This is a genomic window from Oryzibacillus soli (assembly GCF_051594765.1).
Lineage (GTDB): Bacteria > Bacillota > Bacilli > Paenibacillales > NBRC-103111 > Paenibacillus_AR.
The window spans coordinates 68,730-88,645 of the sequence record NZ_JBPPGJ010000021.1; the positions used below are offsets into that span (position 1 = coordinate 68,730).

The 19,916-nt window shown below is 61.2% G+C and carries 21 protein-coding genes and 1 tRNA gene; 13 read left to right on the forward strand and 9 right to left on the reverse strand.

All coding sequences use genetic code 11. The annotated features are described in order from the left end of the window. Positions 1-78: 78 nt before the first annotated feature. The 3 genes from ACSEXW_RS23625 (at position 79) to ACSEXW_RS23635 (ending at position 5,956) form a co-directional block, all read left to right on the forward strand. A complete protein-coding gene (locus ACSEXW_RS23625; RefSeq protein WP_438448644.1) occupies positions 79-1,236 on the forward strand; it encodes a glycosyltransferase family 4 protein in 1,158 nt (385 codons plus the stop codon). 1 nt (position 1,237) lies between these two features. Then, positions 1,238-2,584: a metallophosphoesterase family protein gene (locus tag ACSEXW_RS23630; RefSeq protein WP_438448645.1), complete on the forward strand. Its 1,347-nt coding sequence runs from the start codon at positions 1,238-1,240 to the stop codon at positions 2,582-2,584. A 69-nt stretch (positions 2,585-2,653) separates the two neighbouring features. Continuing rightward, complete coding sequence (locus tag ACSEXW_RS23635; protein WP_438448646.1) at positions 2,654-5,956, forward strand: AAA family ATPase; 3,303 nt, start codon at positions 2,654-2,656, stop codon at positions 5,954-5,956. Between the two features lie 83 nt (positions 5,957-6,039). Here ACSEXW_RS23635 and rsgA read toward each other — a convergent pair whose 3' ends face one another. Then, a complete protein-coding gene (gene rsgA / locus ACSEXW_RS23640; RefSeq protein WP_438448647.1) occupies positions 6,040-7,101 on the reverse strand; it encodes a ribosome small subunit-dependent GTPase A in 1,062 nt (353 codons plus the stop codon). A gap of 346 nt (positions 7,102-7,447) precedes the next feature. On the opposite strand from rsgA, the gene ACSEXW_RS23645 reads away from it, so the two are divergent. Continuing rightward, positions 7,448-8,185: a WecB/TagA/CpsF family glycosyltransferase gene (locus tag ACSEXW_RS23645; RefSeq protein WP_438448648.1), complete on the forward strand. Its 738-nt coding sequence runs from the start codon at positions 7,448-7,450 to the stop codon at positions 8,183-8,185. Between the two features lie 55 nt (positions 8,186-8,240). Here ACSEXW_RS23645 and ACSEXW_RS23650 read toward each other — a convergent pair whose 3' ends face one another. After that, positions 8,241-9,200, reverse strand: coding sequence for an EamA family transporter (locus ACSEXW_RS23650; RefSeq protein ID WP_438448649.1), 960 nt, complete (start codon positions 9,198-9,200; stop codon positions 8,241-8,243). A gap of 98 nt (positions 9,201-9,298) precedes the next feature. After that, positions 9,299-10,060, reverse strand: coding sequence for an SDR family NAD(P)-dependent oxidoreductase (locus ACSEXW_RS23655; protein WP_438448650.1), 762 nt, complete (start codon positions 10,058-10,060; stop codon positions 9,299-9,301). Between the two features lie 165 nt (positions 10,061-10,225). Between ACSEXW_RS23655 and ACSEXW_RS23660 the strand changes: the two genes are divergently transcribed. Both ACSEXW_RS23660 and ACSEXW_RS23665 read left to right on the forward strand, forming a co-directional pair. Continuing rightward, positions 10,226-10,537: a hypothetical protein gene (locus ACSEXW_RS23660; RefSeq protein ID WP_438448651.1), complete on the forward strand. Its 312-nt coding sequence runs from the start codon at positions 10,226-10,228 to the stop codon at positions 10,535-10,537. A gap of 23 nt (positions 10,538-10,560) precedes the next feature. Beyond that, complete coding sequence (locus ACSEXW_RS23665; protein ID WP_438448652.1) at positions 10,561-10,980, forward strand: hypothetical protein; 420 nt, start codon at positions 10,561-10,563, stop codon at positions 10,978-10,980. Here the strand turns inward: ACSEXW_RS23665 and ACSEXW_RS23670 are convergent. Further along, complete coding sequence (locus ACSEXW_RS23670; RefSeq protein ID WP_438448653.1) at positions 10,903-11,943, reverse strand: YkvI family membrane protein; 1,041 nt, start codon at positions 11,941-11,943, stop codon at positions 10,903-10,905. The two genes, ACSEXW_RS23665 and ACSEXW_RS23670, sit on opposite strands and share 78 nt — an antisense overlap. 62 nt (positions 11,944-12,005) lie before the next feature. Between ACSEXW_RS23670 and ACSEXW_RS23675 the strand changes: the two genes are divergently transcribed. After that, positions 12,006-12,683: a DedA family protein gene (locus ACSEXW_RS23675; protein WP_438448654.1), complete on the forward strand. Its 678-nt coding sequence runs from the start codon at positions 12,006-12,008 to the stop codon at positions 12,681-12,683. Positions 12,684-12,778: 95 nt separating this feature from the next. On the opposite strand, the gene ACSEXW_RS23680 is transcribed toward ACSEXW_RS23675, so the two are convergent. Next, on the reverse strand, positions 12,779-13,474 hold the full coding sequence (locus tag ACSEXW_RS23680; protein WP_438448655.1) for a hypothetical protein: 696 nt from the start codon (positions 13,472-13,474) through the stop codon (positions 12,779-12,781). 358 nt (positions 13,475-13,832) lie between these two features. Between ACSEXW_RS23680 and ACSEXW_RS23685 the strand changes: the two genes are divergently transcribed. Both ACSEXW_RS23685 and ACSEXW_RS23690 read left to right on the forward strand, forming a co-directional pair. Then, positions 13,833-14,405, forward strand: coding sequence for a xanthine phosphoribosyltransferase (locus ACSEXW_RS23685; protein ID WP_438448656.1), 573 nt, complete (start codon positions 13,833-13,835; stop codon positions 14,403-14,405). Between the two features lie 107 nt (positions 14,406-14,512). Continuing rightward, positions 14,513-14,830: a hypothetical protein gene (locus ACSEXW_RS23690; protein ID WP_438448657.1), complete on the forward strand. Its 318-nt coding sequence runs from the start codon at positions 14,513-14,515 to the stop codon at positions 14,828-14,830. Between the two features lie 88 nt (positions 14,831-14,918). On the opposite strand, the gene ACSEXW_RS23695 is transcribed toward ACSEXW_RS23690, so the two are convergent. After that, on the reverse strand, positions 14,919-15,233 hold the full coding sequence (locus ACSEXW_RS23695; protein ID WP_438448658.1) for a hypothetical protein: 315 nt from the start codon (positions 15,231-15,233) through the stop codon (positions 14,919-14,921). Positions 15,234-15,377: 144 nt separating this feature from the next. Here ACSEXW_RS23695 and ACSEXW_RS23700 point away from each other — a divergent pair, with 144 nt between their 5' ends. Continuing rightward, positions 15,378-15,581 carry a hypothetical protein gene (locus tag ACSEXW_RS23700; protein WP_438448659.1) on the forward strand — a complete coding sequence of 68 codons (204 nt, stop codon included), beginning with the start codon at positions 15,378-15,380 and terminating at the stop codon, positions 15,579-15,581. Positions 15,582-15,632: 51 nt separating this feature from the next. Here ACSEXW_RS23700 and ACSEXW_RS23705 read toward each other — a convergent pair whose 3' ends face one another. Further along, a complete protein-coding gene (locus ACSEXW_RS23705) occupies positions 15,633-16,079 on the reverse strand; it encodes a hypothetical protein (protein WP_438448660.1) in 447 nt (148 codons plus the stop codon). A 6-nt stretch (positions 16,080-16,085) separates the two neighbouring features. Next, on the reverse strand, positions 16,086-16,289 hold the full coding sequence (locus tag ACSEXW_RS23710) for a helix-turn-helix transcriptional regulator (RefSeq protein ID WP_438448661.1): 204 nt from the start codon (positions 16,287-16,289) through the stop codon (positions 16,086-16,088). 178 nt (positions 16,290-16,467) lie between these two features. Here ACSEXW_RS23710 and ACSEXW_RS23715 point away from each other — a divergent pair. From ACSEXW_RS23715 to ACSEXW_RS23725, 3 genes are all read left to right on the forward strand, one after another. Beyond that, a tRNA-Leu gene (locus ACSEXW_RS23715) sits at positions 16,468-16,554 on the forward strand. 75 nt (positions 16,555-16,629) lie between these two features. After that, complete coding sequence (argS, locus tag ACSEXW_RS23720) at positions 16,630-18,348, forward strand: arginine--tRNA ligase (RefSeq protein ID WP_438448677.1); 1,719 nt, start codon at positions 16,630-16,632, stop codon at positions 18,346-18,348. A gap of 129 nt (positions 18,349-18,477) precedes the next feature. Further along, positions 18,478-18,702, forward strand: coding sequence for a YqzE family protein (locus ACSEXW_RS23725; protein WP_438448662.1), 225 nt, complete (start codon positions 18,478-18,480; stop codon positions 18,700-18,702). 76 nt (positions 18,703-18,778) lie between these two features. Here ACSEXW_RS23725 and ACSEXW_RS23730 read toward each other — a convergent pair whose 3' ends face one another. Continuing rightward, on the reverse strand, positions 18,779-19,864 hold the full coding sequence (locus ACSEXW_RS23730) for a hypothetical protein (RefSeq protein ID WP_438448663.1): 1,086 nt from the start codon (positions 19,862-19,864) through the stop codon (positions 18,779-18,781). Positions 19,865-19,916 lie beyond the last annotated feature (52 nt).

Genomic DNA, 19,916 nt, shown 5'->3' on the forward strand with positions numbered 1-19,916 from the left:
GAAGTTACAATAATATGGATGGCAAGGGCGAGAGGGCCCTTGCGGACGAACCTGTAGACGAGATCAGGAGGGAACCCCATGAGAATATTGCAGGCGCTGTTTTTCCCGCCCGAGCAGCCTGGAGGCGTATCGTCCATGGTACCGTACATCCAGGAGAGGTTTCACAAGAAGGGCTGGGATATGGAGCTCTTCTCGCTGCCCAAGCGCGTGCGGGGCAAAGGGACGGAAGAGGTGGAGTTCCATACCTTCGAATGGCGCAAGTATGCGGGCAACCCGATTGTCGATAAATACATTCAGACTTACAAGGATTATGTCTGGTGGACCAAGCTCCGTCTGAAGAGCAGCTTCGATCTCATCCACGCCCACCATCCCATCGCGGGGCTCGTGATGAAGCAGCTGTATCCGGACACGCCGGTCATGATTACGATTCACTCCAGCTACGAGCGCGAGCTTCTCCTGAACGGGAAGATCCGGGAGGACGGTCCGGAGATCGAATTCCTGACCTCTCTGTACGGAGAGCTGGAGGACCGCTTGAATCAGATCGTGACCGTGTCCAACTCCTTCAAGGGCTATCTGGCCGATTACGTCCAGGATGCGGAGAAGATCGGGCTGATCCCGAACGGCTTCGACCAGCGACGGTTCCGGCCGATTCCCCATGAGAACGAAGTGGCCCAGCTTATCACCGTCTGCCGTCTGGTTCCCGCCAAGGGGCTCGACACGCTGCTGGAGGCCTGCTCCATCGTGAAGAGAAAGGGGCTACCCTTCGTGCTTCATCTGATCGGAGACGGACCCATGCGTCCCGAGCTGGAGCAGATGGCCATTGAACGAGGCATCTACCATGACACCATCTTCTACGGGTACATGCTGCATCCGGAGGAGTTCATGCCCTTCTTCGACATCTTCGTGCTGCCGTCGCGGGCGGAAGCCTTCGGCTCGGTCTTTGCGGAAGCGGCGCTGTGTCTCTTAGCTTTGGTCGGCACCGATGTGGGCGGGATTGCGGAGCAGATCGAGGATGGGCGCAACGGCCTCCTGGTGCCGGTGGGCAATGCCCAGGCGTTGGCGGCCGCCCTCGAGAAGCTGATCCTCGATCCGGATTACCGGTACGGTCTGGCCCGCTCCGCCCGGGAGAAGGCGAAGAAATCCTACTCCATGAACCGGGTGATTCAGCAGCTGTCCAAGGTGTATCTGGATTACAAGAAGGAGGAGCCCGAGCCGGGCCCGGAAGGAGAGGCTTGATGTGGAAGGCTTTCGCTTCATTCATGCCGCGGACCTGCACCTGGACAGCCCCTTCGCGGGGCTCTCCGGGGTGCCGGACGGCGTAAGGGCCGTCCTCCGCGAGTCCACCTTCACCGCGCTGAACCGGCTGGTGGAGCTGGCGGTGAGGGAGAAGGCGGATTTTGTACTGATTGCCGGAGATGTCTATGAATCGGCGGGCCGGTCCCTGCGGGCGCAGGTCCGGTTCGGACAAGCCATGAAGCGTTTGGCGGAGAGCGGAATCTCCGCCTTTGTCGTTCATGGGAACCATGATCCGATGGACGGAAGAGCTGCCAAGCTGGAGCTGCCTCGCACCGTCCACGTGTTCCCGGCGGGCCGGGCGGAGCGGGCGCCAGTCCTCCTGCCCGGGCGGGGCCATGTGGCTGACGTGTGGGGAATCTCTTACCCAACGGCAGCGGTTCGGGAGAATTACGCTTCCCTGCTGGGGCGGAGGGATGAGCCGCAGGAAGCACCGTACCGCATCGGTCTCCTGCATGCGAATGTGGACGGCGCAGCCGACCATGCGGATTATGCGCCGTGTACGCTGCGGGAGCTGACTGCAGCCGGGATGGACTATTGGGCGTTGGGGCATGTGCATACCCGGCGGGTGCTGCACGAGAGCCCCTATGTCGTTTACCCCGGCAATCTGCAGGGCCGCAGTGTCCGGGAGACGGGGGCCAAGGGCTGTTATATGGCGGAGGTGGACGAAGGAGGGGGTACCGCTCTTACCTTCCATCCGTTGGACGGAGTCCGTTGGATGCGGAAGGCCGTATCGATCGCGGGCCTCACCACGGAGCAGGAGCTGAAGGACCGGCTGGAGCTGGCCCTGGAGGAGACCCGAAGCGCAGCGGAGGGACGACCCTCGGTGCTCCGGCTGGAGCTCACCGGCCGGGGGCCCCTGCACCGGGCCCTCCGCCGGGGATTAGGGGCGGAGCTCCTGGAGGAGCTCCGCCTTGGGGAGACGGAGCGGGGCGGCCTGGGGGACGCGGATTCGGCCCAAGGCGAAGGCATCGACTTCGTCTGGCCGGAGGCCCTGCGGATCCACACGGCGCCGGAGGCGAATTGGGCGTCGGCGGCCGCCTCGGAGGGGCTGTTGGGAGACGTGCTGCGTCTGGCTGAGTCTCTCCGGAGCAACCCGGAGGAGCTGGGCAGGTTCGCCGCCAGATGCCTGGAGCCGCTGAGCGTCCATCCCAAGGCCGGCGCACTGCTTCGCCGCTCCGGCTTGATGGGGACGGAAGGACCGGACCCGGAGGAGGCGGCGGAATGGCTGCGTCAAGCGTCCGATTGGCTGCTGGACCGTCTTGTGGACGAATCCGGGGAGGAGAGCTAAGAGGAATAAGTTTGGCTGGCAAGGTGTGTGAACCGGCAGGGATTCCACAAGCACGGGAGGTGTTGAAGCGTGATCATACGGCAGATTCGGGCGGAGGGCTTCGGCGCTCTCCGGGACCGGACCGTGGAGCTGGAAGGGCCGGTAACGGTATTGTACGGGCCGAACGAAGCGGGGAAGAGCACGCTGCTTCAGCTGATCCGGGCGGTGCTTTTCGGCTTCCCGTCACGAAGCCAATCTTCGGAGCGGTACGAGCCGGTGGGCGGCAGAGCCCATGGTGGGCTGCTGGAGCTTGAGACGCAGGCGGGAGAGCGGGTTCGCGTCGTCCGGTATGCCGGAGGCGACACAGCCGGAGGGCGAGGGCGGAATCCGTCGGCCGGCACCCTGCGCGTGATCTTCCGGGACGGAACGGAAGGGAGCGAGGAGCTCCTCCGGCAGCTGCTGGGGGGCGTGACGGCGGAGCAGTTCCGCAACCTGTTCGCCTTCACCCTGACGGAGCTGCAGGAGCTCCGCACCTTGACCTCGGGCGAGCTGGGAGGCTTCCTGCACAGCGCCGGTCTGGGGGTCCGGGCCTCGGCGGTGGCCGAGACCGAGCGGCGGCTGGCGCAGGAGCTGGAGGCACGGTTCCGCCCGAGGGGCAAGAACCAGGGCATCGGCCGGCTCTTGGCCGAAGCCGACCGGCTGGAGGCGGAATGGCGGCGCAGCCTGGCCGCCGCCGGGCGATACAACGCCATGGCCGACGAACTGGAGCGGCTGGCGGAGGAGATCGCCTCCGAGGAGGAGGAGCTGGCCGCCCTCCGGGAGGAGCTGGCGTTTCTCCGCGCCGCAGGGCCCTTGCGGGACAAATGGGTCCGCAGCGAGACGCTTCGGAAGCTGCGGAGCGAGCTGGCCCCGCTAACCGCCAGCCGGCCTCCCTATCCGGAGGACGGTCTGGAGCGCCATGAAGCGCTGATCGCGGAGCTGGAGCGCCGGGACGAGGAGGTCCGCCGGCTTCAGGCCGCCGAGCAGCGCTGGCTGCAGCGGCTGGAGGCCTGGACGGAGGAGGACGAGGCTGTGGCCGCCGGGCGTTGGCGGCTTGAGGAGCTGTTGGGCCGGCTCCCGCTGTACCGGAACGGATTCGTCCTCGAGTCGGAGCTGGCCGCCGAGCTGGACCAGACGAGGGAACAGCATCGCTTGAAGCGGGGAGAGCTCGGCTTGGCTCCGGATTCCGGAGGGGGCTCCGAGGTGGAGCCGATTCCTTTATCAGCCCAGGCAGAGGCTCGGGAATGGCTCACCCGGTCGATGGAGCTGGCGGAGCGCAAGCGGCGTATGCTGGCGGAGCGGGAAGGGCTGTTACGATCCCTTGCCGAAGCGGAGCTGCGTACGGCGGAACGTGCAGGGGAGCTGGCAGCCCTGAAGGAGCGGCTCCGCCGCCAGTACCCGGGCTGCACGGATGCCCAAGCGTCCGACTTGCAGGAGCTGGTGCGGGAGCTGCAGCGGGAGTGGCGTCAAGCGGAGCGGCTGGAGCAGGAGCTCCGGCACCTGGAGGAACGGGAGCTGGAGAGGCTGCTCCAGCTGGAGCAGCTGCAGGCCGCCTCGCGGAAGGCCGGGGGAAGCGATTCCCGCTGGCTGCGAATGCCGGGGGGATTCGCTCTGGCTGTTGCAGCAGGCTGGGCAGGTTGGTTCGCCCTCCGGCAGGAATGGCTTCCGGCTATGATCGGGGGCGTGTTATGGGCGGCAGCGGGAATATGGATTCTTCTGGCGTCGACCAGGGGAATCGGATTGTCGGAGGCCGCCGGTCCGAACCAAGCCGGAGGGCCTCGAACCCGGTCCGGCCGACGTTACACCGGAAGCGATCCATCCCCGCTGGAGATGAAGCGGCGGGAGCTCCAGGCGGCCCGTGAAACCGGCGAGGGCCGGATCCGTTCCCGTCTGGAGGCCGTCGGAATCGGCAGGGAGACGGCTGCAGCTGCGGCCGGTACCAGGGCCGGGACCTCCGGGCTTCCGGATTGGGAAGACCCGGAATTCCCCGATCGGCTCGAGCGGTGGATGGCCGGCTTGACCGAAGCATTCCGGGAGCTGGCCCGGCTTGAGGAGCGGCTCACGGATGCGGAAACGGCACACGCCGCCCTGCGGGAGCAGGAGGGCCGGATGCGCAAGGCATTAACGCGCCTGGAGGCGGATGGGGCCATACTTCAGGAGGAATGGTCCGCCTGGCTGCTGCAATGGGGGATCGGGATGGAGCTTCCCCCGGAGTATGCGCCGGATGTGCTGGAGCGTCTGGAGCAGATCCGGGGGCTCCGGAGCCGCCTAAGCAAGCTGGAAGCGCAGCTTGCCGGTGCGCTAAGTGAACGCGCGGACTTCGAAAGGGCATGCCGGTCACTGACGGCCTGGTCAGACCGGGATGAGGCGGACCTTCCTGCAGCCTTGGAGCGGCGGAAGGAGGAGCTCTCCCGGGTCCTCGAGGGGCTGGCCGGCGTGAAGGAGGCCGAAGCGGCCCTGGCGCCTCTGCGCGTAGAGCTGGAGGAGGCGCAGAACAGCCGGCTCATCACTGCCCGCAAGCTGGAATTCCTCTGGGCGGAGGCGGGAGCGGCTGGGCCAGAAGAGTTCCGGCGCTTCGGGGCGGAATCGGCACGGCTATGCGCCTGTGAGGAGGAGCTTCGCGGAATCCAAGAGCTTCTGGCGGCGGGGGTCGGTCCGGAGCGGGTTGCCCAGCTGGAGAAGCATCTGTCCAGCCGTGGGGAAGAAGACTTGGCCGAGGAGGTGGTTCAGCTGGAGAACCGTCTCCTGGCGCTGACAGCCCGGCTCGACCAAGCCAAGGAACGAAAGGGGCATTTGGCGGGCGAATGCGGACGCCTCCTGGAGGGCTCCTCCCATGGAGATAAGAGGGAGCAGCAGGAGGAGCTGGTCGCCCGGTTCCGGGAGGAAGCCTCCCAATGGGCCGTGTACGCCATGGCCGCCGGGCTGCTGCGCCGGGCGAGGGAGACCTATGAGCGGGAGCGCCAGCCCGCCGTGCTGCGCCTGGCCTCCGGCCATTTCAGCCGGATGACGGAGGGGCGGTATGCCGGCATTATGGCCCCGTTAGGCGAGCAGCGGCTGATTGCGGTGCGCCCCGATGGGGAGCCCGTGGATTCCGCCCGGTTGAGCCGGGGGACCGCCGAGCAGCTGTACCTGGCCATCCGCTTCGCCTTGACGGAGGAGTTCGCCCGGAACGAACCCATGCCGCTCGTCATGGACGATATCTTCGTCAATTTCGACCGGGCCAGGCTGGCCGCCTGTGTGCGGGAGCTGGGAGTCCTGGCGGAGAAGCACCAGATTCTGGTCTTTACCTGCCACCGACATGTGGTCGAGGCCATGACAAGCGGCTTGCCGCAGGTGCAGGTCATAGAGGTCTAGAACAAAAGGAAGCCTGCCGTCTCCAACTCATGTTGGGGATCGGCAGGCTTCCTTATTGGGTCTGTCGGAATTGTGGCTCCTCTTCAGCGGGGCTTGACGGAGCGCATTTGCTTGTTAACGGCTTTCCACTTGGCTTTCTCCTGCTGCTGCAGGCGGACATCCTCCTTGCGTGCGAGGAAGGCCAGCTCCTTCTGCAGCTTCCGGTAGCTCTCGTAACGGTCTGCATCCAACGTTCCGTCCTCCAGGGCGGCTCGTACGGCACAGCCCGGCTCCCGTTCATGGGAGCAATTGTGGAACCGGCACCCCTCCGCCGCAGCCTCTACATCCTGGAAGCCGGCGGACAGGCCGCTGTCCGCTTCCCAGAGCTGGATTTCCCGCATGCCGGGGGTGTCGATCAGAAGCCCGCCCTCGGGCAGGAGCAGCAGCTCCCGGTGGGTCGTCGTATGGCGGCCCCGGCCGTCCTCCTCGCGGATGTCGCCCGTCGCCAAGACCTCTTGACCCGCCATACGGTTAATCAGCGTTGATTTGCCGACCCCGGAGGAGCCCAGGAGGGCTACGGTTTGGCCCGGGCGGACGTAAGCCGCCAGCTCTCCCAAGCCCTCGCCCTCCAGGGCGCTGACCGCATGGACGGGCACGCCGACGGCGGTCTGGTGAATTTCCGCCAGCTTCTCCTCCAGATCGGCGCACAGATCCGCCTTGCTCAGGATGACCACCGGATTGGCGCCGCTCTCCCAAGCGAGGACCAGATAACGCTCCAGCCGCCGGACGTTGAAGTCCTGATTCAACGCTTGAACCAGGAATACCGTATCCACATTGACGGCCACGATCTGCTCCTCTGTTACCTGTCCCGCCACCTTGCGGGAGAATTTGCTGAAGCGCGGGAGGATCGCATGGATGGTGGCGCGCCCTTCCGAGGGACGGGCGTCCACAACCACCCAATCCCCAACGGCGGGATAATCCTCCCGGCCGGATGCTTGAAAGCGAAGCTTGCCGGAGATCTCCGCCAAGAGCTCCCCGTGCTCCGTCATGACTCGGTATAGATGCTTATGCTCCAGGACGACCCGGCCCGCGGTCCAGCCTTCGGTACGGTACGGCGCCATGGATGCTTCAAAAAGGGATCTCCATCCCCATAGTTCCAAATTCATCTCGTTCGTGAACCTCCTGCTCATGGTTAAGGTTGCGCACGGAATCGTCGTTCCTAATCAGCGCCACCCGCAGGAGTCCGGTTGTCAGCCTAAGCCGTGCTGCTTATGGCCGCGGACGCCTGCGGCGGTTGTGGCCCCTCCAACAATGCTCTTGTACATTCAACATCATCCTTTCGGCTAATAGGGGACCCCGGTCCGTCGGTTGTCCTGTTCCTTAGTATACGCCAACGGCTGCCATCCGCTAATGGAATCCTTAATTATAACCAATCATTCCGAAGCCGGCCGGAATTTGGTACAATGGAGGCTATGGACAGGCACAGCCAATGGGTGTAGGAGGAACGTAAGAATGTCGTATGAAACGGTAAACGTATTGGGGATTCCCTTCCCCAAGCTGACCTTGAAGGAAACCGTCGATCTGTTGACGGATGTGATCGACCGTGATGAGGACCGGGTGTTCCACGTGGTGACCGTCAACCCGGAGATCGTCATGGCCTGCGGCGAGGACCGGGAGCTCCGCTCCATCGTCGATGAAGCCGGGCATCTGACCGCCGACGGCATCGGCATTGTCATTGCTTCCGGCTGGAACGGGAACCGGCTGCCGGAGCGGGTGACCGGCTTCGATCTGATGATCAGCCTCTTGGAATTGGGCGGCAAGAAGGGGTGGTCCTTCTACCTTCTGGGCGCCGATCCGGAGACCAACGAGAAAGCGGCGGCCACCATCTTGGAGCGGTACCCCGGCGTAACCATTGCGGGCCGCCAGCATGGCTTCTTCAAGCCCGAGGAGGAGCCCCGCATCGTGGCGGATATAGAAGCCGCCGATCCGGACATCCTGCTCGTCGCGCTAGGCGTTCCCAAGGCGGAGCGCTGGATCTATCAGCACAAGCCGCAGCTGAAGACCCGCCTGGCTATGGGCGTCGGCGGAAGCCTGGACGTGGTGGCCGGCAAGGTGAAGCGGGCTCCGGTCTTCTGGCAGAAGATTCATCTGGAATGGCTGTACCGGCTCATGAGGCAGCCGTCCCGGTGGAGACGCCAGCTGGTGCTGCCCCGCTTCGCCGTGCGTGCTTGGCTGAACCGCAGCAGATGAAAAAAGGTGGTGAACCGGGAAATCCCCGGTCACCACCTTTTTGCTGCCACTAGATTTAACCGAACAGCCGGAGCACCAATACGCCGCCCAGAGCCAAGGCCATGCCGGCCAGCTCCTTGGGCTTGAAGCGCTCCTTCAGGAAGAAGCGGGCGTAGAGCAGGATGAGAAGCACGTTCAGCGCGATGATGGCTGACACCAGCCCGGTCACGCCCAGCTTGAAGGCCGGCAGGATCAGAACCATGCCGGATACGTTCGTCAAGCCCACCAGCATTCCCACGAGCACCGTCTTGCCGGCGCTCCAGCGGGAAGCGGCGGCCGCAGCCGCCTCCGGAGCAGCCCGGTCCGCAGCGGTCTGCATCGGCACCGCCTCCTGAGCGGCCGCAGCAGTCTCTGTCCTCGCTGTACCGGCCTTGACCAGCTTCTTCGCAGCTGCAGAGCTGCGCAAGGCGGCGAAGCCGAACAGCACGCTGCCCGTCAGATACATGACCGCCACCGTCGGCAGCGTTTCGCCTCCCCACAGTGTGGCCTGCTTGCTGGACAGGTCCGTCAGCGCAAACGTGAACATGGCCAAGAGTCCCCATTGGGCGCCTTTCCAATCCTGCAGGGACAGTCCTCCGGAGCTCTTGATGAGCAGACCTCCGCCCATAATGACGGCGAATGCCGAGAGCTGCGCCGGATTCAGCTTCTCGCCCCACAGGACGAAAGCCACCAGCACCACCACCAGCGGGGGCAGCCCGGATAGCAGGGCTACGATCGAGGCTTTCCCAACGGAGAAGCCTTTGTGCATCGCTGAGTTGGAGATATAGGAGAAGACCCCCATAGCCAGTCCCATAGCGGCTCCGGCGGTCCAGGCTTGTCCCCAGCCTCCGTTCAACAGCAGGGCGACCAGCGCCCCGCAGAGATAGACGCCGAACAACAATACGTTCCGATCCGCGGGCTGCTTGGAGGTCCATTGGTACAGGATGCCTCTTAACCCGAAGCAGCAGGCTGCTCCCGCTGCGTATGCCAACCACATGATGTTTGCACTCCTTATCCGTTTCATGCGGAAGGTTCCCGCATCCGTGGCGGCATACGCCGGACGAGGGAACCCTCCGAGATTCTCTGTCTTCCATTCTACTCGTAAATCATCTTCACTGTCATGCCCCCGTCGATGACCAGATTCTGGCCGGTTATGAAGCCGGCATCCGGACCGCTTAGGTACAGGCACGCCTTGGCGATGTCATCCGGCACGCCGACGCGTCCGACCGGATGCTGCAGACGGTCCTGCTCGGAGTGGTAGGGCGTGACGGAGCGGGACGACAGCTGCCAATCACCGGTCTCGATCCAGCCCGGACTGACGGCATTGACCCGGATCCCGAACGGGCCTAAGCTGATGGCCATCGCATGGGTCAGCGCCAGAATTCCGCCCTTAGATGCGGAATAGGCTTCCGTACCCGCCTCCGACATGAGGGCCCGGGTCGAGGCGATATTGATGATGGCTCCGCCCGTGCCCTGGTCCCGCATGATCCGCGCCGCATATTGAGAGGCGGCGAAGGCTCCCCGAAGGTTCACGGCCAGCACCCGGTCCCAGTCCTCCAGCTTCAGCTCGAGGAACGGGGCGCTCCGTCCGATGCCCGCATTGTTGATCAGCACGTCGATGGAGCCCAGATCGCTGCGGGTCAGACGGAGCCAGTGCTCCAGCTCTGCCGGCACGCCGGTGTCGGCCCGGAGGAACAGAGCCTGGCCGCCCTTATTCCGAATCTCCCGGATGACCTCCTGCCCCGCTTCCTTGTCGATGTCGCAGATGGACACCGCATATCCCGCCTCCGCATAACGGATCGCCGCCGCTCGGCCAATGCCTTGGCCGCCACCCGTAATGACTGCAACCTTTGACATATCCGAATCCCTCCAGTAAGGAAATGGGCAACGCCCAGGCACGCCCTTCCGCGGGCTTGTAACTTCCACCATATTATATATGAGGGCTGTACCCGAACGCATTGCTTTTTTTTGAACCGTTGGAATAGTATAGTAGTGGTAGACATGCATTTGGGAGGGAACGCCATGCCGACCGCCGACAAAAAAAGCTTCGACCGCGACATCACCTATCAAGTAGGCTGGAAAAAAGGAAAGATCCATATCCAGGGGCAGACAGGAGCCGAACCAGGCAAGCCGGCTGCCGAAGAAGGCGGCTCTGGCGCTTTGTCCGGGGAGTTGCGGATGGAAGATCAGGAGCCGGGCCGAATCTGGACCTCCATATGGAGGGCTCTGCCGTATCCGACGGAAAATGCGGTGTTTGTGCTGGCAGCGGTTCTGCCGGTTGCAGCTTTCGCCGCCGTCCTGTGGCTGGTGTCTAAGCTGTCTCAGGCTTATTAGCATGAACGGGAGGGGAATCGTGTATGTATACTGCTTTGGCTATATTTGCGTCCGTCATCGGCTTATTGGTGACCGGGGCCGCCGTGTATACGGCTTGGTTCGTTTGGAAGCTGCGCCAAGAGAAGAAGGATCCCCTGGACGGGAATTCCTTCGTGGCCTCCGCGCTCTTGAAGTGGACGGTCTTCGACTTCGGTCTTGTCTTCCTGGTTCTGGCCGGTCTCGTCTTCCTGCTGGCAGATCTGGTGGGAGTCATGAAGGACAAGGACTTATATCCCTATTACCATTACGGATACTTGATTAGCGGCTTCATCTTCTGTCTGCTGGGGCTGCTCTTCCTGCTGACACGCCTGTTCCTCGTGCTCCGGCTAGCGGGGAAGGGAGCCGCGGCGCCACATCACCATCACGAGCCAAATCAGGCTCACCAGGCCGATGGAGGGGTATAGCACCTCCAGAAGCTGGCCGAAGCCCGCCTGGCTGACGAGATAGCAGCCGGCCAGAATGGCCGGTATCACCAGGCGGTTATGCAGTCCGGTCCGCTCCTGCAGCTGAAGGGCGATGCCGTATACGTTGGACAAGAAAGTGGTCAGAATCTCCCCGAAGATGACCAGGATGTACAAGCCCTGAACGGTCCGCCCCAACGGTCCGATCAGGTGGCCCATGGGGATCTCATAGCCGGTGATGCCGGGCATCCGGGCCGACAGGGCATAATGGCAGGCCAGCAGCAGGACGCCGATTCCGATTCCGCCCAGTACTCCGCCCCATAACCGGATCTTGCGGTCTTCGACCGTCCGGCCCAGCGGGACGAGAACGGCTTGGGCCAGCGCCAAGTTGTAAGCGGTATAGAGGATGGAATCGAACCATACCCGATGCCAGGGATAGGGGGAGGTCAATTCCAGCCAATTGCCGGCGCCCGGCAGACGGAAGGTGGTCCAGACGATGGCGAAGGTGAAGAGGAGCATGACCGGGACCACAATGGAGTTGACGGCCAGGATGGCATTCATCCCCCGCTGGAGAAGCAGGTAGGTCAGAAGCAGGGTGATGAACAGCCCGATCTGATAAGGAATGCCCAGGTGCTCCGCGAAGAGGGAACCGGCTCCCGCCAGCATGACGGATGTTACGCCGAACAGCACAACCAGCGTGACGAGGCTGATCCACTTGCCCATCCGCTCTCCGAAGAGCTCCTTGTTCAGATCCTCGTAGGAGGTGGCTCCGATCTCGTGGGCGGCATTCATGAGCTTCGTTCCGAGCCATACGAACAGCACGGTGGCGGCAGCGATGGTTGCCGTAGCCATCCAGCCGTATCGGGTGAAGAAGAGAAGGATCTCCTTCCCGGAGGCGAAGCCGGCCCCTACGATGGTTCCCATATAAGTGAAAGCAACCTGAAGGATTTGGCTTATTTTGCGCATGATAACAAAGACCCCTCTCGTCCGACCTGTTAGTACAAGGGTATGAACGGGAGAGGACCCGCATGACAAGATCGTGGGACGGGTTTTCCGCGGCTTGGCTGCAGACGATCATGATGGATGGAGCGTGCAACGTGCTGGAGATGTTGAAGGAGTGGATTCTGGATTACGGGTACGCCGCATTGTACGGCTTGTTGGCGGTGGGGATAATCGGCCTTCCGGTGCCGGATGAGATCCTGATGACCTTCGTGGGTTATTTGACCTCCATCGGGTGGTTCTCGTACCCCGCCGCGTTGGCGGTTGCCTTCGCCGGTGCCTTGACCGGCATGCTGATCAGCTATTATATCGGTCATAAAGTGGGCAAGCCCTTCCTCCGTAAATACGGCAAATGGGTCAAGCTGACTCCGCGGAGGCTGGACAAGGCGGAGGGCTGGTTTCACCGCTTCGGGCTGTGGACCGTTACGTTCGGTTACTTCGTGCCGGGGGTCCGGCATCTGACCTGCTACCTGGCGGGGATCAGCGGGGTCGGCTTTTGGCGCTACCTGATCTATGCCTGCACCGGTGCTCTTCTCTGGTCGGCGACCTTCATTTCACTGGGACACTTCATCGGGCAAAATATCGATTCCGTTATGCCGCAAATCCACCGCTATATGGGCTATGGACTCTTGGGCATCGCGGTGCTGGCTGCGGGCACGGCTTACTTCATGGTGAAGAGCCGCAAGCGGGTGGCCGGATCCCGGTAACCGCATATGGTCCTGGCCCATCAAGAAGAAGCCGGTCCGGAAGTGAAAGCCTTGTTCATCAAGGTTTTCGCTTCCGGACCGGCTTCTATGAGGTTCTATTCCGTTCTCCGGAACATCTTGATCGATTGGATGGACTTGGTCTTCGGGTCTACATCGAGCTTCAGGACCGTTTCCTTCGTCCGGTAGGTTAGAACATAATCTGTATTCGCATCCGGCTTGCCCAGGGCGGTATAGGCCGCCTCGATTTCCTGACCGAGATGCAGACCGTTCAATCCCGGATCCACATCGTCCTCGGTAATCTCCACGAACTCCGCCTGCTGCTTCTTATTGAATCCGACCAAGAAGCCCAGGTATTCCGCCACCGTAATGGGGTCGTCTCCGTCCTCCATTACATAAGTGCCGTAAGGGTTGCCGTGGAGCTGTACGGTCTTTTCCTTGGAGTCGCCGATGGCTACGCCCATCAGAAGCGGCTTCTCGACGGAATAGGAATCGAAGGTTTTCTTGGTCTTGCCGGGGCTTCCGGCAGGTGCCTTGGGGTCATTGGCTGCCGCTTGCTGGACCGCGTTGGCTGCACTGGCTTGCTTCTCCGTGTTCGTAACGGATGGGGCAGGAGGCGGGGAAGCCGTTGATGCGGCAGCCGCAGGTTCGGTACCGGCGGCGGGAGTCGAAGCGGGCGTGCTAGATTGGGGGGCCGCGGAGGGCTCCGAACCGGCGCATCCGGCAGCGGACAAGGCGGCGGCCAGGAACAGGATTCCGGCAGCCGACCGGTAAAGTCGTTTCTCCCTCATCATTGGATCGATCCTTTCGTTATCCTGCATCCGTTCACAGAACTTTTTCTATCATATCAACAACAGACCGGTTCTCACAATGCCGGTATGGAACCAAATGGGACCATTAGGGAAGAAATCAAGCCGATTGGGAATCTCCCGGCCCGGTTTCGGAACCGCAGGACCTATTTTTGAACGCATGCTGGCTTATATACTATATTAGACGGGAAAAACCTCCCAAAAGTTTCACACCTTTTCAAAAAATGTCCCATTCTCCGCTTGAATTGGGTTCCCCGGCTATGGTAATGTAAACGGAAGATTAGGACAAGCACGGATACCAGGGCGCACGGCCGGCCGTAGCTTCGTACGGGGGTAATGGAAGATGGAAAGCTTAAAGCAGGCGATCACGAGTCAAGGCAGCGTTCAAGCGGGGCATGTGCTGCAGCTCGACTCCATATTGAACCATCAGGTGGAGCCGTCCATGATCATGGAGATGGGAGAAGAGTTTGCCCGCCGGTTCCGCGGAGAGGGCGTCACCAAGGTAGTGACCATCGAGTCCTCCGGCATCCCGATCGCATTCGCCGTGGCATACCGGCTAGAGGTTCCTATGATCTTCGCCCGGCGCAAAAAGACGCTGACGACGGATGCGGACTCCTATTGCGAGCGGGTACCCTCCTTCACCAAGGGAATCGTAACGGATCTCATGATCTCCAAGAAGCTTCTGTCTCCCGGCGACCGGGTGCTGATCATCGACGATATCATCGCCAACGGTGATGCGGTCAAGGGAGTCATCCGGATCCTCCAGCAGGCAGAGTGCGAGCTGATCGGCCTGGGAGTCGCCGTGGAGAAGACTTTCCAGCCCGGGGCCGGAAGCCTCCGCGAAGCCGGGGTCCGAGTGGACTCGCTGGTGAAGATTGCCGGCGTCGAGAACGGCGAAGTGACCTTCGCGGACTGAGCGGCTGCACGGCCGGGCAAGCAACATTTTCAAGGCCTGTTCGGCTTCCCGGGACCGGGGTTTTCGATTATAATGGGTCTAACAAGGTACAGAGAGGAGGCATTGCTATGGGTGATATGATGATCACGGCTGAATACCTGTTGACGAAGCTGGAAGAAGCGAAGAACCATTTTGAACGTGCCCTGGATTGCAAGCATACCGAATTCGACGACCTGTATCCCTATATGATTGAACATCCTCAATTTTTCTGGTATAAGCGTTACGTCGCTTGGTCGGAGCTTCTGACCATCGTGAAGCTGTGCAACGAGAACCGGATTGAATGGACGGCCCAGTTCTCCGAGAAGCAGGCGGAATACATTGCGAAGCGCGTCATGTCCGCCAGCGTGCTGGACTATTGGTTTGAATCCCGCGAAACTGTCGGTTAATCCCGGACTTATCCCATCGTATAAATGAAGACCTGTAGCGGCGCAGCCGGCTGCAGGTCTTTTTTGCGCGCCATCGTGAGCGAGTGCGTTAATCCGGCGCGTTCAGGCTCATGGATTCAATGTGGGCCTTCGTCTCCGGTGTTCCCAGCTTGTGGATCAAGCGGTAGATGTCCTGAAGACGCGCGTCATAGACATCATTCTCTCCGTCGTTGTGATACTCGATGTAAGGAGTGACGGCCCTCTGGGCGCTTCCGTTGTCCGCTTCCTCCTTCTCCTCGAACAGCTCCTCCAGCCGGTTGAGTTCCTCTTCGGTGGCTTCGATCTCGAACTCGAAGTTGGCGGCTTCCTTCTCCTGCACGATATCTCCGCTTCCGACGGAGATATAATAGGTTCTCTTGTTCATCCTGCAGACCCTCCCGGAATGATCTTCCTAACCTGCTTATGATGCCCTTGTACGCGCGGAGGGATGCAGGGTTAATTGGAAATCTGCAACGGAGATAGGGTAACATAGATCTAAGGGTTCCATACGTGAAGGGAGGTGCGCCGGATGATCACGGAGGAGGAGTTGGACCGGTACCGGCAGGAGGGGATCCGAGTCCGCGTAGAGCGGGATGCGGAGCCGGCCAATGACGTTAGAGGTCTGGTCGTGGCGTGGGACAGCGAAACCGTCCTGCTGCGGAAGCTGAACCGCAAGCTCTTGAAGCTGCCGCGGGAGTACCGCTACAAGCCGGATTCGGAACCGAGGACTTGATAAGCATCGGGGGGAGCAGCAGACTCCCCCGGGTGGCGATCGGACCGCTTCTTAATAGAGACGCTTGTAATAGAGCGTAGTCCCGGCGTACACCGCAAGGACGAACACCAGCACCCCGAAGAGGGTGATGGACAACCGGTAATCGAAGAAACCGCTCATGACGGCGCCGAAGGCCAGGCTGTAGAGCGTGATGGCAGAGCCTGCCGCTCCGGATTTCAGCTTGATCAGCTTGCTCCTCTCGTCATTCTCCTCGATATACATCTTCTTCAACGCCTCCGGACTTTTCAGGACCGAGCGGAGCTTCGAGATGGTATAGAGGAGCACCACTTCCATCCCGAGGAATACGCCGATCTGCATGCCCTGGACGAAATCCTCCGCGCGGCCGGCAACGGACCGGTTGGCATAAATGGCGGTCAGCAGGAGAAGCAGGCTGAAGGCGCCGTTAAGGGAAATCAGGCTTTTCAGTCGTTTGGCTACTGCGGGTTGATAAGCTTCCATGATCTATCATTCCTCCACATCGGTGAAATCGAATACGTCCTCAATCGTCAATTGAAAATAGCGGGCGATCTTGTAGGCAAGCACCAAGGACGCCGTATACTTCTCATTCTCCAGGGAAGTGATGGTCTGCCGCGTTACGCCGACGGCCTGGGCCAGCTCATCCTGGGAGATCTTGTTCTTCTTGCGCAGCTCCTGTATCCGGGTTTTCATGTCTCCCTCCTTGCGAGGTCGTGTATAGTTGGCTTTACATTTTTAGTATAGTATGCTTTGCGGTTTTTGTAAAGTATACTTTGCATAAAAAGTTGTATGACCGTCTGTCTTCATACCGGCCAGAAAAAGTTTGACTTTATGATTTGTCCGTGGTATATTACTTTTTGTCACAAAACGTGCGGTCGTGGCGGAATTGGCAGACGCGCTAGATTCAGGTTCTAGTGGTGTAACAGCCGTGGAGGTTCGAGTCCTCTCGACCGCACCATCTACATAACACTCCCAAGCACCCCGACGAGGGGTGCTTTATTGCATATGACCCTGTGAGAGGAAGGTAATGATGATTAATTACAAAGACGAGCTGGCCCGCACGATCGCTTCATTCCTGGAAGGTGTAGAGGCCGACGCGCTCAAGGACCTGATCGAGTACCCGCCGAATCCGGAGATGGGCGACTTCTCCATGCCCTGCTTCAAGCTGAGCAAGGCCCTCCGCAAGGCTCCGCAAGCCATCGCCGACGAGATCAAGAGCAAGCTGGAGGGAACGGCTCCCTTCGAGCGTGTGGAATCCGTATCGGGTTATCTGAACGTATTCGTGGACAAGAAGTCCTTCGCCTCCGAGGTGCTGCGTTCCGTGCTGTCCGCGGGAGACCGCTACGGCTCCTCCAGCCAGGGAGAAGGCAAGACCATCGTCATCGATTTCTCCTCGCCGAATATCGCCAAGCCGTTCCATGTGGGTCATCTGCGCTCCACCATGATCGGCAACGCGCTCTATCAGATTCACAGCTTCCTGGGCTACCAATGCGTCGGCGTCAATCACTTGGGCGACTGGGGAACCCAATTCGGCAAGCTGATCGTCGCTTATAAGAATGAGGGCAACAAGGAAGCCGTGGAAGAGGGCGGCATTCTGGAGCTGCTGCGCCTGTACGTGAAGTTCCACGACGACGCCGAGAAGAATCCGGAGATGGAAGAGGAAGCGCGCTCCTGGTTCGTGAAGCTGGAGCAGGGCGATGCCGAAGCGACCGAGCTCTGGAAGTGGTTCGTGGACATCAGCCTGAAGGAATTCAATAAGATCTACGAGCTGCTGGGTGTCCGCTTCGATACCTATGCAGGCGAGAGCTTCTACAACGACAAGATGGGCGCTCCCATCCAAGAGATGAAGGACAAGGGGCTCTTGGTCGAGGACGACGGGGCGCTGCTGGTCCGGCTCGAGGACTACAACATGCCTCCGGCCCTGATGATCAAGAAGGATGGAGCCACCCTCTACCATACGCGCGACGTGGCGGCGGCCATCTACCGGAAGAACACCTACAATTTCGATAAGTGTCTCTACGTCACGGGGGCGGCCCAGAGCCTGCACTTCAACCAATGGTTCAAGATCATCGAGCTGATGGGCTACGATTGGGCGAAGGACCTGGTCCATGTGCCGTTCGGACAGGTCAGTCTGGAGGGCGCCAAGCTGTCCACCCGCAAGGGCAACGTGGTTATGCTGGAGGAGCTCCTGACCAAGTCGGTGGACCGTGTCCGGGAGATTATCGACGAGAAGAACCCGGACATGCCCAACAAGGAAGAGGTGGCCCGTCAGGTCGGCGTCGGCGCCATCGTCTTCAACGATCTGTCCACCAACCGGATCAAGGACGTGGTCTTCTCCTGGGAGGAGGCGCTGAACTTCGAAGGCGAGACCGGCCCGTACGTCCAGTACACCCACGCCCGGGCATGCAGCGTTCTGCGTCAGGTGAACGGCACCTCCAGCATCGCCTTGGAAACTTCGCTTGATCGGATCGATCCGGAGCACCTTCAGAATGCGGAAGCCCAGCTGGTGCTGAAGGAGCTGTACGTGTTCGGGGAACGGATCCAATCGGCCATGAATAAGCTGGAGCCGTCCATCGTCAGCCGCTACCTGGTGGATCTGGCACAAGCGTTCAACCGGTTCTATCATGCCTGCAAGATCCGCGTCGAGGACGAGACCGTCCGCAACGCCCGTCTGGCTTTGGTCAAAGCCGTACAAATTACGCTCCGCAACGGACTTCGCCTGATCGGCCTGGAGTCGCCGGAGCAGATCTAACTAAGCATAGGTGGACCCGGGGCAGCTCGCAGGAGCTTGCTCCGGGTCCTTCTTTGCGTTTAGCGGACCGGATAGCAGGAAATGCTAGAGAGAGGATGATGCGAGGAAAGGCAGCGTGAGAACAAGCAGATGGCCAAAAGCGATGATCTGGTCAAGTATATTACCCAGCAGGTCGTGACCTACATCGATACGCCGCGGGAGGTCCGGCGGCAGATGCGTCAGGAGCGACGAAGCAAGAGGAGGGAGGAGCCCTGGTCCTCCAGGTGGTTCGGGCTCCTTCCCTTATCACTGAAGCTGATCTTCGGCAAAAAAAGAGCCGGCACATATCCCTGGGACAGGGACCGGCCGGACTGAAGTCCGAAAAGCTGCGGGAGCCGATGCGGACATCGGAGTCCGCAGCTTTTCATCTATAGGAGGAAGAGGAGAAATATCAAGATGGAGGGGAATAATATCCGCCTAACCGGACCGTGTCCGGGAATGCGGCATATCGCGGCCCGTTATGCTCCAGGCGGACGTAAGGCTCGCCTCCGGACCACAGATGGTACCCGCTGACGGCCAAGGGATACAAGGCGATCCCGTCATACCACTTGCCGGAGTAGGTAACCTCGGCCGCCGGCCCGGACAGCTTCGACTGAAGCCGGTCGAAGGCGGGAGCGGCCATGGGCTTGCCTTTCAGCCAGGTCGGCCGGAGGAACGGATCATGCGCCTCCCATTCTGCCGAGGAGGCGATGCCTCCCGATGGAGAGGAAGCGCTCTCCTTGAGACCGGAGCCGGAGAGTTCCTTCTCGCGCTCCAGCCACCCGGTCACATCGGGCAGCTCCTCGCCGGTCTTGGCGTCGTAATACCGGCTGCCCTCTTGGGTCTCCACCTGCCACACGGCTTGGAGAGGAGGGACGTACCAGCGCTGCAGCTTCAAAGGGGGCTGGCTCAAGAAGGTGTAATACTTCATGGATGCATCTATAAGTCCCCGCTGCACCAGGCTGTGGTACAGCGTCTCCATGCTGAACAAGGGCGTTTCGCCGGTGCCGTATTCCGTCAGCTTGTAGGTGCCGTCCTCCATGGAGGCGATCACCAGATAGCCCAGCTCCTGGCCCGAGGAGCGGAGAACCACAACCCAGCCATGGGTTCCGGGTCCCAAGGGGTAGACGTCCCACTTCGCTTGGCTCCAAGTCTCGAAGCCCTTCTCCTTGGATAAGGAGGCGACCCACTGCCGGATCTGCTCCTCCATGGCGGGATCATGGGCAGCCGTTTGCGCGGTCTCCGGCGGGGAGGAAGCTGCAGCGGAGCGTCCGGATGCGGGAGCCGGAGTATCCGCGTGGGTACCGGTGCCGGGATTGGGCGCGGCCGCAGGCTGCTTGGGCGCGGAGGTTGCGGCAGGTCCTTCGGCGATCGTGATGGCAGGTGCGGAAGAAGCGCTTTCGGTTGTTTCGTTGCCGAGAGCTGTCAGCGTCACGGGAGCCAGCAGCATAGCTGCGGAGCAGAAGCCGATGACGGACAGCCGGAGAGTCCATTTCAAATGCCTTCACCTTCTCATCCGTTGTGGTTGCGGTGATTGGTTTCATTGTATC